Raw genomic sequence first — 14,390 nt, forward strand, 5'->3', positions numbered from 1 at the left:
GTCAGCCTCCGATCGTCTCGGTGTCGGTGCCGCCGGCCCACTGGCTCAGCTTGAACACCACGAACTCCGCCGGCTTGACCACCGCGATGCCGATGTGCGCGACCACCATCCCGGCGTCGCGGACGTCGACCGGGTTGGTCTCCTCGTCGCACTTGACGAAGAACGCCTCCTCGGGGGTACGCCCGAGCAGCGCCCCGTCGCGCCACACCCGGGTCAGGAACGCGCCGATGTCGCGGCGGATGGACCGCCACAGCGAGTAGTCGTTGGGCTCGAACACCATCCACCTGGTGCCGTTGGCGATCGCCTGCTCGATGGAGATCGACAACCTGCGGACGTTGAGGTAGCGCCACTCGCTGGCCTCGGCGGCCAGGGTCCGGGCCCCCCACACCCGGATGCCCTCCCCGGCGAAGTACCTGATCACGTTGACCCCCCTGGGATTGAGCACGTCGTGCTCCGCACGGGTGACCAGGTACTCCAGGTCGACCGCGCCGCGGACCGGCTCGTTGGCGGGGGCCTTGTGCACGCCGCGCAGCGCGTCGGTACGGGCCCAGATGCCGGCCATGTGACCGCTCGGCGGGGTGAGCACCAGCTCGCCGGTGAGCGGGTCACGCACCCGCAGCCAGGGGAAGTAGTAGGTGCCGTAGTCGGACTGCCGGGCCCGGTGGGCGGTGCCGGTGTCGGCGTCGGCCGGCTCGCCGGCCTTGCCGTCGGCCGGTTTTCCGTCGCCGGGCTTGCCGGCGCGCGCGGGGGTGGCCACCCGGGTCAGCGTCGAGATGTCCTCGATGCCGGGCGGCGGGTCGCAGATCGCCACCATGGTGCGCAACCGCTCGGCCATGCTCAGCAGCGCCTCGTGCGACACCGGGTCGTGGAAGCCGGGCGCGGCGAGGATGGCCACCTCGTCGATGGCCTCCACCAGTTGCAGCCCGGTGCGCCGCTGCCCGGTGCCGGTGAGTCGGCCGTCGACGCCGACGTTGACCACCCAGCAGCGGCTGCCGCCGTTGTCGAGGAAACCGAAGACCGCCCGGGCCAGCGGGGTGCTCTCCAGGTCGTCACCGGCGGCGTACAGCCGCACGAACTCCGACCAGCTGGTGACGGCCAGTGCCCGGTCGACGTGCGCGCCCCGGTCGGGAGCGACCCCGACGAACGCGGCGACGGCCATCCCGACCGGCCCGATCGGCCGGGCGGCGCTGGGCACCTCCTCGACGTAGATGCCGGGGGAGAAGTAGTGGGGCATCGGTCCTCCTGTACGCCGGGCCGGCTCAGCGGGCCGGGGGTTCGCAGACGATGACGATGTCCGCGTCGGCCGGGTCGACCTCGGCGGTGAGGGTGCGGCCCCGGCCGACCAGGCGCAGCCGGACCGGCTGGTCGGGGTGCTCCGGGTCGTGCGGGACCCCGGCGAGCCGGAACCGTCCGCCGGAGTCGGTGTGGGTGGCGTACGGGGTGCCGGCCAGTTCCACCCGCAGCGCCGCCAGGGGCTGCCGCTGCGGGCCGACCACCCGGCCGACGAGGTCACGCAGGGCCAGCCGGTGCAGCCGCAGCGGGTGCAGCACCGGTGGCGCGACCGGCGGCGTGGCGGTCACCTGGGCCGGCACGTCGACCAGCAGCGCCGGCCGGGGGGCGACGCCCAGCGTCACCCACAGCGCCGGGTCGCCGGCCTCCAGCACCAGTTCCGGTTCGCCGGCCGTGGCGGCGGCGGTCAGCACCCGGTCCAGCCCGGCCAGCGCGGCCGGGCCGGCGGCGGCGACCAGGTAGCGGATCGTGAACCGGTACGGCGCGGGCGTGCCGGTGCCCCGGGTCTGCCGGGCCGGCCGCAGGGCCAGCGGCCACAGGGTCAGCCCGACGCCCCCGTCGGCGGGCGGGCCGACCGGGACGTCCTGCCCGGCGGCCCCGGCCAGCCAGGCGGCCAGCTCGGCGGTGGCCGTCTCGACCGGCCCCGGCCCGTCGCCGGTCATCGCGGCGGCGTCCCCTGGACGCGGTACGCGATGGCCTCGTTCCACACGTGCGGGTAGACGCCGATCTCGAAGTACCTGGTGAACCGGTTGATCGGGGCGTTGGCGTGGTCGTGCCAGAGCAGCCACACCGGGGCGATGGTGAACAGCACGTAGTTGAGCGCGACCAGCGGCAGGTAGAGCGGGCCGAGCAGCCGGGCCTGCAGGATGTGCACGTCCTCGTGGCGTTGGATGCCGGGGCCGGAACCGGCGCAGACCGTGCCGATGGTGGTGGCGTACCGGGGGGACACTCCCTCGACCAGGTTGACCCGGCAGCTGTGCTGCGAGGTGGGCCGGTCCAACGAATGGCCGACGACCAGGTGCAGGGCGAGGTAGAGCGCCCCGGCGGCGGTGTTCGGCAGGCTCCAGGTGTGGTCGACGACGAACAGCGCCACCCCCCGGGCGTCCGGGCCGTACACCCGGGCGGCGGCGACCGACCAGCCGAACGGGACGCCGACCAGCAGGCCGACGACCGCGCCGACCAGCAGCCCCACCGGGCCACCGACGGCCAGCCCGAGCGCCGCCCCGCCCAGGACGTGGACGGCGGCGCTGACGATTCCGTAGACCATGACGCGCCTCCTCAGACCCAGGAACGGACGAAGCGGGGCTGCCGGCCCTGGGCGAGCTGGCCGCCGGTGGCCTGGGTGGGCTGCCGGTTGCCGGGCGGTAGCTGGTTGACGCCCAGCGCGGCGGAGAAGATGACCAGGCCGTTGAAGAACGCGATCAGCCACTTCTCGCCGCCCGCGTCGGTGGCGAACGCCGCGGTGGCGTACGACAGGAGCAGCGCCACGCCCAGGGCGATCCACTTGCGGGCCTTGTCGCTGTTCGGGCCGAGCAGGCCGCCGATGACGTTGGCGGTGAGCAGGGTGGCGGCGCTGGCACCGGCCACGGTGCCGAGGGCGGCCCAGCTGAAGAGATCGTTCACGGCGATCCCCCTTCGGGTGGTGCGGGACGGGTGGGGGCGGGCGGGGTGGCGGCGGTGCCGCCCCGACGGCGCAGCAGGACGGCGGTGACCCCGCCGGCCAGCAGGAGCAGGACCAGGACCCCCACGGACACCGGCAGCCACGGGAAGCCACCCGGGTCGTCCGTGCCGCCCGCGGCGGCCGGGCTGGCCGACGGGGTGGGGCGCGGCGGGGCCTCGGCGATCGCCCTCAGTTCGGCCGGTTTGGGCTCGTTGGCGACGACCTTCCAGGTGACCGAGCGCCCGGTGAGCGTGCCGTTGGAATCGATCACCCGACCGGGAAAGGTCACCGAGATCTCGAACGACATGAGATCCAGGAACCGCTGCTGGTTCTGGGGATCCTGTTCGGCCACCTTCCCGCCGTATTTCTTGGGGTCGAGTGGCAGGCTGAACCGGTAGAGATCGCCGTCGCGGCCGAGCTTCACGCTCTCGCTCGTGAAGCTTTTCAGCGGGGTGCGCCGATAAGTGATCTGGGCGCCGTAGAAACGATCGTCCTCGTAGACGGTCTCTTCGCCGGCGGGCAGGGCGGGGATGTTCTCCCGCAGTTCGGCGTAGGCGACCGCGAGGTTCTTGTTGCGGCTGCTGAGCACCGACTTTTCGGCGGTGAGCAGCAGCTGCCCGTCGACGGTGTCGTCGGCGTTGACGGTCAGCCCCAGGTTGAGCTGCATACATCCGGCGAGCAGGGTCAGCAGGGCCAGGCACACCGTGAGCCGTACCGCCCTGCCGTGTCCGCGTCCGGTTCTCATGGGCACATTGTGTGTGATCCACTTCACACCGGGCAGTCGGCGATCGGTCAGATGGCTGTCTCCGATCTTACCGATCCGCTTATCGGTCCGGCCGGTACGGAATGCGTCGACACTCGATATTCTGGACGGTCGGCGTCCATTGTCGACCATTGTTGACGTCTGTCACGTCCCATTTCCGGGCCCGCTAGATCTGCGTTAAATCTCGGCGGCGACGGAAAACGAACACGCCGGCGGCAGCCTGGGGACATGCATGCCGACGCCGAACAGGCAAGCCCGACCGAACGCAGCCGCCATGACCCACGATGGCCCGCTGCCACTCCCGCCCGACCCCGAGCCGCCGCCGACCGCACCCCCACCCCGGGTGCGACGCCGGGCATCCTCGCCACCGGTGCCTGCCTGCCCGAGCAGGTGGTGACCAACGCGTCGCTGGCCGCGGCGCTCGGCGTCACGGCCGACTGGATCGTCGACCGGACCGGGGTCCACGAACGGCGGGCCGCCGCGCCCGGGGAGGCCACCTCCGACCTGGCCACCCACGCCGCCCGGCAGGCCCTCGACCGGGCCGGCGTCGACGCCGCCGAGGTCGGCCTGATCATCCTGGGCACCTCCACCCCGGACCTGCCGCTGCCCGCCACCGCCTGCCGGGTGCAGGCCAACCTCGGCGCGTGGGGCGCGTACGCGATGGACCTGGACGCCGTCTGCACCGGCTTCGTCTACGCCCTGGACGTCGCCCACAAGATCATGCGGTGCGACCCGACCATCAGGTACGCCGTGGTGATCGGCGCGGACACCTACTCGCGCATCCTCGACTACACCGACCGGCGCACCTCGGTGCTCTTCGGCGACGGCGCGGGCGCGGTGGTGCTGGGCCGCTCGGCCGACGCCGCCGGCATCGCGTACACCCGGCTGGGCAGCGACGGCCGGCAGCACGACCTGGTCCGGATCCCCGCCGGTGGCAGCCGCGCCCCGGCCAGCACCGCCACCGTCGCCCACGGCGGGCACCACTTCACGATGGACGGCCGGGCGGTGCGCGCGTTCGCCGAACGCAAGCTGCCGGAACTCGTCGCCGACGCCACCGCCGCCTGCGGGCTGACCGTCGCCGACCTCGACCTGCTCGTCCCGCACCAGGCCAACGTGCGGCTGCTGCGCGAGGTGACCAAGGAACTCGGCTTCGTCGCCGACCAGGTGGCGATCAGCGGCACCCACTACGGCAACACCGGTGCCGCGTCCGTGCCGGTCACCCTCGACGCGGCGATCGACGCCGGCCGGGTCCGCCCCGGGGCCCGGGTCCTGCTCGCCGCCTTCGGCGGGGGGATGACCTGGGGCAGCGCCCTGATCACCTGGCCCGGCGGTACGGCCGGCCAGCCGACCCACGAGGAGCCACCGGCATGAGCATCCTGTCCGACTACGCCAAGCGCACCCCCGGCTCGAAGGAACACTTCGCCCGGGCCGGCGCGATGATCCCGGCCGGGGCGACCCGCAGCCTCAACTCCTGGCCGCCGTACCCGGTCTACCTGGACCGGGGGGTCGGCGGCACGGTCTGGGACGTCGACGGCAACGTCTACCGCGACTTCCTGGCCAACTACACCGGCCTGCCGCTGGGCTACGCCGACCCGGACGTCACCGCCGCCATCCGGGAGCAGCTGCCGCACGGCACCTCGCACTCGTTCTCCCGCACCCTGGAGGCCGAGCTGGCGGCGCTGCTGGTGGCGCGGGTGCCGAGCCTGGAGCGGGTCCGGTTCACCGGCTCCGGCACCGAGGCGGTGATGTTCGCGCTGCGCCTGGCGCGGGCGTTCACCGGCCGCCCGCTGGTCGCCAAGGCCGAGGGCGGCTACCACGGCACCACCGACGACGTGATGATCAGCGTACGGCCACCGGCCGACCTCGCCGGTGACGTCAGGTCACCCGCCTCCGTGCCGGAGATGCGCGGCATCCCCGCCTCCCGCACCCGGGAGACCCTGGTGGTGCCGTTCAACGACGTCACCGCGTCGCAGCAGGTCCTGCGCGCCCACGCCGACCGGGTGGCGGCGCTGGTGCTGGAACCGGTGCTCGGCGTCGGCGGGATGATCCCGGCCACCGCCGAGTACCTGACCGCGATGCGGGCCACCTGCGACGAACTGGGCATCCTGCTGGTCTTCGACGAGGTGATCACGCTGCGGCTGGCGTACGGCGGCGCGCAGCAGGCGTACGGCGTCACCCCCGACCTGACCACCATGGGCAAGATCATCGGCGGTGGTCTGCCGATCGGCGCGTACGGCGGCCGGGCCGACATCATGGGGCTGCTCGAACCCCAGGGCGGCACCGACGTGTACGACTCCCGCTCCGGCGGCCCGGCGCTCTACCAGGGCGGCACGTTCACCGGCAACGCGCTCAGCGTCGCCGCCGGCATCGTCACCCTCGGCAAGCTCGACGCGGCCACCATCGACGCGCTCAACCGCACCGGCGACCTGCTGCGCCGCGAACTGACCGGGGTGTTCGCCGATGCGTCGGTCGACGCCGTCGTCACCGGCGTCGGGTCCCTGTTCAACATCCACGTCGGCCCGCGCCGGGTCGAGGTGTTCCGGGACGTCCGCGCCGTCGACGCCGCCCGCCAGCAGGCCTTCTTCCTGGGCCTGCTCAACCACGGCGTGATCATCGCCCCCCGGGGCATGGGCTGCGTCACCACCTGCACCACCGGAGACGATGTCGCGGCCTTCACCGCCGCCGTCCGGCTCACCCTGCACGACATCACCGAGGCCGGCTGAGAGGGCACGACGATGCAGATCACCTGGACGCAGGAGCAACACGCCCGCCGGGAACGGTTCCGCCGCTTCGCCGCGACGACCGTCGCCCCCGGCACCGCCGAGCGCGACCGCGCCGGGGTCTTCGACACCAAGTCCTGGCAGGCGCTGGCCGACGAGGGATTCTGGACCGCCCACCTGCCCCGCGAGCACGGCGGCGACGGGGGCACCCTGTGGGACTTCCTGGCCGGCCTGGAAGGGCTCGCCCAGGGCGCCGACGACTCCGGTTTCGTACTGTCCGCCGTCGCCCACGCCGGCCTGCTGCACGTACTGTGCGAACACGGCACCCCCGAACAGCGCCGCCGGCTGCTCCCGGCGCTGGCCGGCGGCGCGGTGGGCGCCACCGCCGCCACCGAACCGGCCGGCGGCTCCCACGTCGCCGCCGTCGGCACCCGGGCCAGCGTGCACGGCGTCGACGACTGGCGGCTCACCGGGCACAAGGCACACATCACCAACGCGCCCGTCGCCGACCACCTGCTGATCGTCGGCCGGCTCGACGGCATCGGCAGCCGGGACATCACCCTGTTCGTGCTGGACCGCGACCGGCCCGGTGTCGACACCGGAGCAGCCGAGGACCTGCTCGGCCAGCGGACGAGCCCCACCGGGCCGATCATCCTGGACGGGGTGCCGGTCGGCCCGGCCGACGTCGTCGGGCCACCCGGCGACGGGCTCGCCACCCTCTACTCGTTCCTGGCCTTCGACCGTCTCATGTACGGCGTCGTGGTCGCCGCCCAACTGGAGGCGCTGCTCCCCGTGGTGCTGCGCCGCTGTGCCGAACGCCGGGCGTTCGGCGTCCCCATCGGCGAGCACGAGTTCATCCAGGACAAGGTCGTCGGCATCCGGACCACCATCGAGTCGGCCCGGCACCTCGCCTACGCCGCCGCCGACGCGCTGGTCCGCGGCGACGACTCCTACAGCGCGCTCGCCTCCTGCGCCAAGCTGGCCGCCTCCGAGGGCGCGGTCCGGTCCACCGTGGAACTGGTGCAGATCTTCGGGCACGCCGGCTACGACCGTACCGGCGGCATCGAGCGGCACCTGCGCGACGCCGTGGCCATCCGGATCGCCGGCGGCACCACCGAGATGCAGAAGAAGAACATCTACAAGGACGTGGTACGCCGCTACGCCGCCCCGCTCGACGTACCGGTGGTGCCGGCGTGACCGCCCCGACGGGCCCCGGCCGGGTGACCGGGCCCGACGCCGCTGGCGCGACGGGCGCTGCCGGTGCGGGGGAGGGGCGTCGGGTCGAGGGGGAGCGGACCCGGGTGGTCCGCGAGGAGGACTGCGCCACCCGGTGGGGCAACGAGGGCCTGCTGGTCCTGTCCACCCCGGCCATGCTGGGCCTGATGGAACAGACCTGCGTGGAGGTGCTCGCACCGGTGCTGGCGGCCGGCGAGATGACCGTGGGCGTCGGCGTGACCCTGACCCACGCGGCGGCGGCCGGCTGTGGCGAGCCGGTCACCTACCGGGTCGCCCTCACCGTCGCGGGCCGTGACGTCGACGTCGACTTCACCGTGGTCGGCCCGACCGGGACGGTCCTCGGTCACGGCTCCCACCGACGTCGGGTCGTCGACCGGGACGCCTTCCTCCGCCGACTGGCACCCCCCAACAGCTAGCCCCCGAGACCCAGGCGCGTCCCCACCGACCCCGCGCCCGTCCCCGCCCCCTTGCTCGCGTGATCAAGAGGTTTGCGTCACCGCCACGGCATTTCCTGACGTAAACCTCTTGATCACGCGGGCGGTTCGATCATGCGGGCGCGGGGGGGATGGTGGGGTAACGGAGGTGGTGGTGGTGACTACTGTTCGTCTCTGGTGGGCGGCGCTGTGGAAGGGCGGGTCGGTGGCGACGTCGCAGGTGGACCTCTCGGGTCGGGCCGGCACACCCCTGCGGGCGATCCTGCGTTCGCCGGGTTGGGTGGGCTGGGCGGTCGCCACCTTCGGGGCCCGGCTGCCGGTGGCGATGGCCCCGCTGGCGCTGGTCTTCGCCGGCCGGGCGCTCAGCGACGGCTACCTGCTCAGCGGCCTGCTGGTCGGCGCGCACACCATCGGTGAGGCGGTCGCGGCACCGGCTGCCGGGGCATTGATCGACAGGTGGGACCCGCGTCGCATCCTGGCCGGGTGCCTGGCCGCCGAGGCGCTGCTCTTCCTGGCCGCCGCCGTGGTGGTCGGCACCGGTGGCGGCACGGCGCTGCTGGTCGTCCTCGTCGCGTTGGCCGGTGCGGTGCCGGCCGGCGCCCCGGGCGGCCTGCGGTCGATGCTCACCCACCTGGTCGACGCGGCCGTGCTGCCCCGGGCGCTGTCCCTGGACACGGTGCTCAACCAGGTCTGCTGGGGACTCGGGCCGGTGCTGGTCGGGGTGACCGTCGCCGCCGTCTCGCCCGCCGCCGGTGTGGGCCTGACCGCGTTGCCCGCCGCGATCGCCGCCGGGGCGACCCTGCGCCTGCCCGACCCGACGTCGGCCCGGCCCGCCACCGGGCGCAGCCGGGTCCTGCCGGTGCTGCGCCTGCTGGCCCGCACCCTGGCGTTGACCGCCGCGCTGCGGGTCCTGCTCGGGGTGCTGACGGTCGCGGCAGTACCGCTGTTCAGCGGTAGCGGGCAGGCGTCGCTCGCCGGGCTGGCCCTCGCCGCGTACGCGATCGGGACCGGCCTCGGCAGCGTCCTCTACAGCCTGCGCGGCTGGCCGGGCGGGTACCAGCGGCAGGCCGACGTCGCCCTGCTGGTGCTGGGCCTGGTGGTCGCGCTCGCGGTGGTCGCGCGACCGCACGCCGTCGCGCTGCTGGCCCTGTACGCCGTCGCCGGGTTCTTCGAGGGGCCGACCGTGCTGGCCCGGTCGCTGCACCTGGAACGGGTCCTGCCGGCGGACCGCCGGGCCACCGGTTTCTCCCTCCAGTACGCGGCGATCGGTTGGGGTTTCGCCGTGGGCAGCATGCTGCTGGCGCCCCTGTTGACCCGCTGGGGTGCGGCGACGGTGGTCACCGGGGCAGGGTTGGCGGTGGCGGCGCTCGCCCTCGCGGCGACGCTGCTGCCGTCGCGCCCCGACCGGGGCCGGTGACCCCTTCACCGGTACGTCGACCCTTCACCGGTACGCCGACCCGGACCATCCGGCCACGGCGGACCGGCGGACCGGCGGCTCGCTGAGCGCCGGGTCGCCGTCGAGCACCTGCCGGTGCAGCCGCTGCAACTCCGGCCCCGGCTCGATGCCCACGCCGTCGGCCAGGGTCTGGCGCAGGTCGCGGTACACCGCGAGGGCGTCGGCCCGGCGGCCGACCTGGCACAGCGCCCGCATCTGCATGTCGCGCAGGCGTTCCCGCTCGGGGTGGAGGGTGACCAGCGCGGCCAACTCCTCGACGGCCTCGTCGTACCAGCCGAGACGCAGGTAGGCGTCGGCCCGCATCTCGATGGCGAGCAGCCGCCGCTCACCCAGCCGCCGGGTCTCGGCCAGGATCGAGGGGGACGGGTCGACGTCGGCGAGCGGGTCCCCCCGCCAGGCGGCCAACGCCTCCGACAGGGCCCGTACCGCCTCGTCGAGCCGGCCCGCCGCGAAGGCGGCACGACCCCGTACCACGTTGGCATCGAAGAGATGACTGTCGACGTCGCCGCGCGCCAACCGTAGTTTGTAGCCACCCGGGCCGGTGACGATGGCCCGCCCCACCGACGGGGGCAGACTGCGCCGGAGGCGGAAGACGTACTGCCGGATCAGATTGCTGGCCGAGGCGGGTGGTTCGTCGGGCCACACCTCCCGGGCCAGGCGTTCCACCGGGATGAGCACATTTCCGTTGACTGTCAGAACCGCCATCAGATTGCGTTGCTTGGGAGCATTTATGCAGTAGTTCTGCCCGGGAAGTATCACATATGTTCCGAGTATGCCGAACTTCACGAATCCCCCACGATGCGCATGCCCCCGTACCGTCATTCCCCGTTGGTAATTGAAGCTAGTCGATCAATAATGACGGTGCCGCGCCATCTCCGTTCGGCTGCGCCGCCGGGGTAAGGAGCACATCGCGCTTGTGGCCGTGACGAAAGCGGTGTGAGATCAGCGGTGGGACGTCCGGCCCGGACGGGACACACCGGGCCCGGGAAAACGGCCACACCAGGAAAGCGACCCCAGGGGAAGAGGACCACGCGCCGTGAACGCCGCCACCGAGAACCGAACCGTCGCACCCCGGGTGGTACGGGCCGCCCGTACCGGGGTCGCGGTGGTCTTCGCCCTCAACGGCCTCGCCGTGGCGACCTGGTTCTCCCGGGTCCCGGCGGTCCGCGACGCGCTCGGCCTCAGCGCCGGCCGGCTCGGCCTGCTGCTGCTGGCCATGTCCGGCGGCGCGGTGCTGGCGCTGACCAGCGCCGGCCTGGTGACCCAGCGGCTCGGCCCGGCCCGCACCGTCGTCGCCTCGACCGTGCTGGTGGCGGTGGGGCTGGCCGGGGTGGGGGTCGCCGCCCCGCTCGGCTCGCTGCCCGGCGTCGCGGTCGGCCTGTTCGCCCTCGGCTACGGCTCCGGCACCTGCGACGTGGGGATGAACGTCGAGGGCGCGGCGGTGGAGAAACGGCTCGGCCGCACCATCCTGCCCCGCTTCCACGCCGCCTGGAGCCTCGGTTCGGTGGCCGGTGCCGGGCTGGGCGCGGGCGCGGCCCGGCTCGGTGTGCCGATCACCGTACATCTGACGGTGCTGGCGGTGGTGGTGTTCGGCGGCACCGTGCTCGGTGCGCGCAACTTCCTGCCCACCCCGGCCGCCTCGACCGCCGACGGTGCCGCGTCGACCCGCCGGAGTGGCCTGCTCGCGGCCTGGCGGGAGCCGCGCACCCTGCTCATCGGCGCGCTGGTGCTGGTGATGGCATTCACCGAGGGCAGCGCCAACGACTGGCTGGCGGTCGCCTTCGTCGACGGTTACGGGGTCAGCGAGGCCGCCGGGGCCGCCGTCTTCGGGGTCTTCGTCGCCGGCATGACCATCGGCCGGACCGTCGGCACCGTGGCCATCGACCGCTGGGGCCGGGTGCCGGTGCTGATCGGCACGATCCTGCTGGCCGCCGCCGGCTCCCTGCTGGCGGTGCTGGCCGGCTCCGGTCCGCTCGCCGTCGTCGGGGTGGTCCTCTGGGGACTCGGCGCGTCGCTCGGCTTCCCGGTCGGGATGAGCGCCGCCGCCGACGACGAGGAACACGCCCCCGCCCGGGTCAGCGTCGTCGCGGTGCTCGGCTACACGTCGTTCCTGGCCAGCCCGCCGCTGCTCGGCCTGCTCGGCGACCACGTCGGCATCCTGCACGCGCTGCTGGTGGTGCCGCTGCTGCTGATCCCGACGCTAGCCCTGGTGCCGGCGACCCGTCCACCGGCCGGTGTCGGACCGTCGGCACCCACCGGTCCAGTACAGAAAAACTAACAGTCCCCGACCCGTTCCGGTATCGGGTGCGCGGCCGTTACGCCGGGCCGCCGCCGCTGGCTAGGGTCGCCGGATGCCAACCGAGATCACCGCCGCAGCGGCGGGCCGCTGGACCCTGGGCGACCGCACCGTGCACCGGATGGGCTTCGGCTCGATGCGGCTCACCGCCCACCCCGACCGGGAGCGGGCGCTGCGGGTGCTGCGCCGGGCCGTCGAGCTGGGGATCGACCACATCGACACCGCCGCCTTCTACGTCTCGCCGGGCGGCACCCTCAAGGTCGGCACCGGCCCCGCCCGGTACGCCACCGAGCTGATCCGCGCCGCCCTCGCCCCGTACCCGCAGGGGTTGGTCATCGCCACCAAGGTCGGCTTCCGGGACGACCCGACGACCGGGACACACGAGGAGGCCGGCCCGGCGCAGTTGCGCGCCCAGGTGGAGGAGAACCTGCGCCGGCTGGGTCGCGACCACCTCGACCTGGTCAACCTGCGGATCGTCAAACGACCCGCGCCGGACTCCGTGGCCGAACGCTTCGGCGCGCTGGCCGAGTTGCGCGACGCCGGCCTGATCCGGCACCTGGGTCTGTCCAACGTCCGCCTCGACCACCTCGACGAGGCGCAGACCATCGCCCCGGTGGTCTGCGTGCAGAACAACTACGCCCTGGACAACCGCGGCGACCAGGACGCCATGGTCCGCGAGTGCGCTGCCCGGGGGATCGCCTACGTGCCGTTCTTCTCCCTGACCGGTGGCAACCGCGAGGGCGGGGCCCGCACCGACCACGGTGCGGCGGTACGCGCCGTCGCCCGTGCCCACGACGCCACCCCGCAACAGGTACGCCTCGCCTGGACGCTGCACCAGGGCCCGCACGTGCTGGCCATCCCCGGCACCGGCGACCCGGCCCACCTGGCCGAGAACGTCGCCGCCGGGGCGCTGCGGCTCACCCCCGACGAGCTGGCCGCCCTCGACCGGGCGTGAACGGGCCGCTCAGCCGGCTGTCACCGGGTTCGCAGCGCCCTTCCAGGTGGGGGTGGTCCACTGGAGGGACGCCGAGGAGAGGAACGGGCAGATGGGCTGGTTCAGCCGACGGACCCGGGCTGACGAGGGCATCCCGACCAAGCTCGACCGGGAGGCCACCCGGGACGACCTGACCGCGTTGGCGGACTTCGTGGCCGCCCACCGGGGGGTGGAGTTCTATCTCGAACCCGAGACGACCGCCACCGACACCACCGTGGTGGCGATCGCGCACGACGGGGAGTGGATCCGCCGCCGCACCGGCTCCCCGCGGACGGCGGCGAAGCTGGCCCACCGGCACGCGGTGCCCCTGTACGAGGCGGCCAAGACCGGGTACCCGGAGCGGATGCGGGCCTGGAACCGGGCCCACCCCGAGCGCCGCCTGCGCTGACTGTCCACCAGCCGTGCGTGGGGTGCGGCGGGGTCGTGGGGGTGCTGCGGGTCCGTGGGGTGCGGCCAGGGTGGCGAAGGCGTGCGCTGGCCGCGTGCGCCGGCCTGCGGTCCGCCGGCCACTCGGTGTGGGTATGTCGATGCGGGTCCTTTCGAGCTGATGACGATGACGGATCGGGGCCTGCCGGGTGTGCCGACCCGCACCGCCGCGACGGGCTGGCCGGCGGTGTCGGGGCAGGGTGACCGGTGGCGTCGGGAAGGGATGACCGGCGCTGTCGGTGCGGGATGGTCGCAGGGACGGGAGGGAGTGACCGCAGGGTCGGGGCGGTGTCGGTGCGGGGTGCCGGAGGGCCGGGACGGGGGGGCGATCGCAGCGTCGGGACGGGGTGACCGGTGGCGTCGGAACGGCGCGGCCCGAGGCATCGGGCCGGGGCCGCGCTGCGGCGGCGGTGGGGTGGCCGGGGCTATCCGCCCGACCACCGTCCGGTCGGACCCGACCATGCCGGTCCGAGTCGTTGACGTCATCAGCTCGACAGCGTGTGAAAGAGGTATCCCGACCGCCAGGGGCCGACCAGCCACCGGGGACGATCCACCGGGGACGGGCCGTCTGGGTGCGGGCCGTCCGGGTGCGGGCCGCGCCCCGTTGGACGAGCGCGAACCATCGCCGTCGGCCTCACCATGGGGGCCGACCGGTGCCGTCGTGGGGCCGGTGGCCGCCGTTGACCTCGGGGTGAGGAGTGTGGCAGCATTCGCGGCCTGACGGCAGTGAAGGAAGTCGGTGCGATTCCGACGCGGTCCCGCCACTGTCACCGGGGAGCGATCCCCCCTCGTGGGTCACGACCGTGCGTGCACGGTTGGAAGGCCGGGGGTGAGCGTCGATCCGGGAGCCAGGATACTTCGGCCGTCGGAGAACCCCAGGGCGTGGACACCCGAGGAGGACCCGATGACGCGCAGCGTCACTGCCGACCCGATCACGGTCGGTGATTCCCGCATCACTGTCGAGCCCGCGCCGCCGCGTGCTCCCACCACTCCCACCGTCGCCGGCCGTCGCCGGGGCGGTCGGCCTGCCACGTACCGCTGACGGCCGGTCCGGGTGCCCCGCCGTCGGCGGGGTCGTCGACCTCCGCCGCCGCTGACCGGCGTCCCTCCCGCCC

14 protein-coding genes and 1 riboswitch are annotated in these 14,390 nt (G+C 73.8%); of the genes, 8 read left to right on the forward strand and 6 right to left on the reverse strand.

Going from position 1 to position 14,390, the window contains the following annotated elements; genetic code table 11:
- Window position 1: 1 nt before the first annotated feature.
- From JQN84_RS22875 to JQN84_RS22895, 5 genes are read right to left on the reverse strand one after another with little or no spacing between them, the layout of a single operon-like run.
- Entirely contained in the window at window positions 2-1,234 is a 1,233-nt protein-coding gene (locus tag JQN84_RS22875; RefSeq protein ID WP_204960572.1) for a phage tail sheath family protein, read from the reverse strand.
- Window positions 1,235-1,259: 25 nt separating this feature from the next.
- Window positions 1,260-1,952, reverse strand: a complete 693-nt coding sequence (locus JQN84_RS22880; protein ID WP_204960573.1) for a carboxypeptidase regulatory-like domain-containing protein — start codon at window positions 1,950-1,952, stop codon at window positions 1,260-1,262.
- Window positions 1,949-2,557, reverse strand: a complete 609-nt coding sequence (locus tag JQN84_RS22885; RefSeq protein ID WP_204960574.1) for a glycine zipper family protein — start codon at window positions 2,555-2,557, stop codon at window positions 1,949-1,951. The genes JQN84_RS22880 and JQN84_RS22885 overlap by 4 nt, the downstream gene beginning before the upstream one ends.
- Window positions 2,558-2,568: 11 nt before the next feature.
- Window positions 2,569-2,913, reverse strand: a complete 345-nt coding sequence (locus tag JQN84_RS22890; protein WP_204960575.1) for a hypothetical protein — start codon at window positions 2,911-2,913, stop codon at window positions 2,569-2,571.
- Window positions 2,910-3,695, reverse strand: coding sequence for an LppM family (lipo)protein (locus JQN84_RS22895; RefSeq protein WP_239485958.1), 786 nt, complete (start codon window positions 3,693-3,695; stop codon window positions 2,910-2,912). The genes JQN84_RS22890 and JQN84_RS22895 overlap by 4 nt, the downstream gene beginning before the upstream one ends.
- 246 nt (window positions 3,696-3,941) lie before the next feature.
- Between JQN84_RS22895 and JQN84_RS22900 the strand changes: the two genes are divergently transcribed.
- The 5 genes from JQN84_RS22900 to JQN84_RS22920 all read left to right on the forward strand — a co-directional run bounded on the left by JQN84_RS22900 (window position 3,942) and on the right by JQN84_RS22920 (window position 9,520).
- On the forward strand, window positions 3,942-5,084 hold the full coding sequence (locus tag JQN84_RS22900) for a 3-oxoacyl-ACP synthase III family protein (RefSeq protein ID WP_204960576.1): 1,143 nt from the start codon (window positions 3,942-3,944) through the stop codon (window positions 5,082-5,084).
- Entirely contained in the window at window positions 5,081-6,436 is a 1,356-nt protein-coding gene (locus JQN84_RS22905; protein WP_204960577.1) for an aspartate aminotransferase family protein, read from the forward strand. Before JQN84_RS22900 ends, JQN84_RS22905 begins: the two co-directional genes overlap by 4 nt.
- Before the next feature lie 12 nt (window positions 6,437-6,448).
- Window positions 6,449-7,630, forward strand: a complete 1,182-nt coding sequence (locus tag JQN84_RS32125; RefSeq protein ID WP_204960578.1) for an acyl-CoA dehydrogenase family protein — start codon at window positions 6,449-6,451, stop codon at window positions 7,628-7,630.
- Entirely contained in the window at window positions 7,627-8,085 is a 459-nt protein-coding gene (locus JQN84_RS22915; RefSeq protein ID WP_204960579.1) for a thioesterase family protein, read from the forward strand. Before JQN84_RS32125 ends, JQN84_RS22915 begins: the two co-directional genes overlap by 4 nt.
- A gap of 175 nt (window positions 8,086-8,260) precedes the next feature.
- Window positions 8,261-9,520, forward strand: a complete 1,260-nt coding sequence (locus JQN84_RS22920; RefSeq protein ID WP_204960580.1) for an MFS transporter — start codon at window positions 8,261-8,263, stop codon at window positions 9,518-9,520.
- 24 nt (window positions 9,521-9,544) lie between these two features.
- Here JQN84_RS22920 and JQN84_RS22925 read toward each other — a convergent pair whose 3' ends face one another.
- Window positions 9,545-10,381, reverse strand: a complete 837-nt coding sequence (locus tag JQN84_RS22925) for an AfsR/SARP family transcriptional regulator (protein WP_255554024.1) — start codon at window positions 10,379-10,381, stop codon at window positions 9,545-9,547.
- Between the two features lie 214 nt (window positions 10,382-10,595).
- Here JQN84_RS22925 and JQN84_RS22930 point away from each other — a divergent pair, with 214 nt between their 5' ends.
- The 3 genes from JQN84_RS22930 (at window position 10,596) to JQN84_RS22940 (ending at window position 13,237) form a co-directional block, all read left to right on the forward strand.
- Window positions 10,596-11,837, forward strand: a complete 1,242-nt coding sequence (locus tag JQN84_RS22930; RefSeq protein ID WP_204960582.1) for an MFS transporter — start codon at window positions 10,596-10,598, stop codon at window positions 11,835-11,837.
- Window positions 11,838-11,910: 73 nt separating this feature from the next.
- A complete protein-coding gene (locus tag JQN84_RS22935; protein ID WP_204960583.1) occupies window positions 11,911-12,810 on the forward strand; it encodes an aldo/keto reductase in 900 nt (299 codons plus the stop codon).
- Window positions 12,811-12,901: 91 nt separating this feature from the next.
- Window positions 12,902-13,237 carry a hypothetical protein gene (locus tag JQN84_RS22940; protein ID WP_088646738.1) on the forward strand — a complete coding sequence of 112 codons (336 nt, stop codon included), beginning with the start codon at window positions 12,902-12,904 and terminating at the stop codon, window positions 13,235-13,237.
- Window positions 13,238-14,004: 767 nt separating this feature from the next.
- Window positions 14,005-14,134: riboswitch (cobalamin riboswitch) on the forward strand.
- The last annotated feature ends 256 nt before the right edge of the window (window positions 14,135-14,390 follow it).

This window comes from Micromonospora humidisoli (genome assembly GCF_016900955.1).
GTDB lineage: Bacteria > Actinomycetota > Actinomycetes > Mycobacteriales > Micromonosporaceae > Micromonospora > Micromonospora wenchangensis.

What these genes read in the sequence shown, in the direction of transcription:
- JQN84_RS22935 (WP_204960583.1), top strand. Translation starts at nt 11,911, where the DNA reads ATGCCAACCGAGATCACCGCCGCAGCGGCGGGCCGCTGGACCCTGGGC.
- JQN84_RS22925 (WP_255554024.1), bottom strand. Translation starts at nt 10,381, where the DNA reads ATGACGGTACGGGGGCATGCGCATCGTGGGGGATTCGTGAAGTTCGGC.
- JQN84_RS22885 (WP_204960574.1), bottom strand. Translation starts at nt 2,557, where the DNA reads ATGGTCTACGGAATCGTCAGCGCCGCCGTCCACGTCCTGGGCGGGGCG.
- JQN84_RS22895 (WP_239485958.1), bottom strand. Translation starts at nt 3,695, where the DNA reads ATGAGAACCGGACGCGGACACGGCAGGGCGGTACGGCTCACGGTGTGC.
- JQN84_RS22900 (WP_204960576.1), top strand. Translation starts at nt 3,942, where the DNA reads ATGCATGCCGACGCCGAACAGGCAAGCCCGACCGAACGCAGCCGCCAT.
- JQN84_RS22880 (WP_204960573.1), bottom strand. Translation starts at nt 1,952, where the DNA reads ATGACCGGCGACGGGCCGGGGCCGGTCGAGACGGCCACCGCCGAGCTG.
- JQN84_RS22875 (WP_204960572.1), bottom strand. Translation starts at nt 1,234, where the DNA reads ATGCCCCACTACTTCTCCCCCGGCATCTACGTCGAGGAGGTGCCCAGC.
- JQN84_RS32125 (WP_204960578.1), top strand. Translation starts at nt 6,449, where the DNA reads ATGCAGATCACCTGGACGCAGGAGCAACACGCCCGCCGGGAACGGTTC.
- JQN84_RS22905 (WP_204960577.1), top strand. Translation starts at nt 5,081, where the DNA reads ATGAGCATCCTGTCCGACTACGCCAAGCGCACCCCCGGCTCGAAGGAA.
- JQN84_RS22940 (WP_088646738.1), top strand. Translation starts at nt 12,902, where the DNA reads ATGGGCTGGTTCAGCCGACGGACCCGGGCTGACGAGGGCATCCCGACC.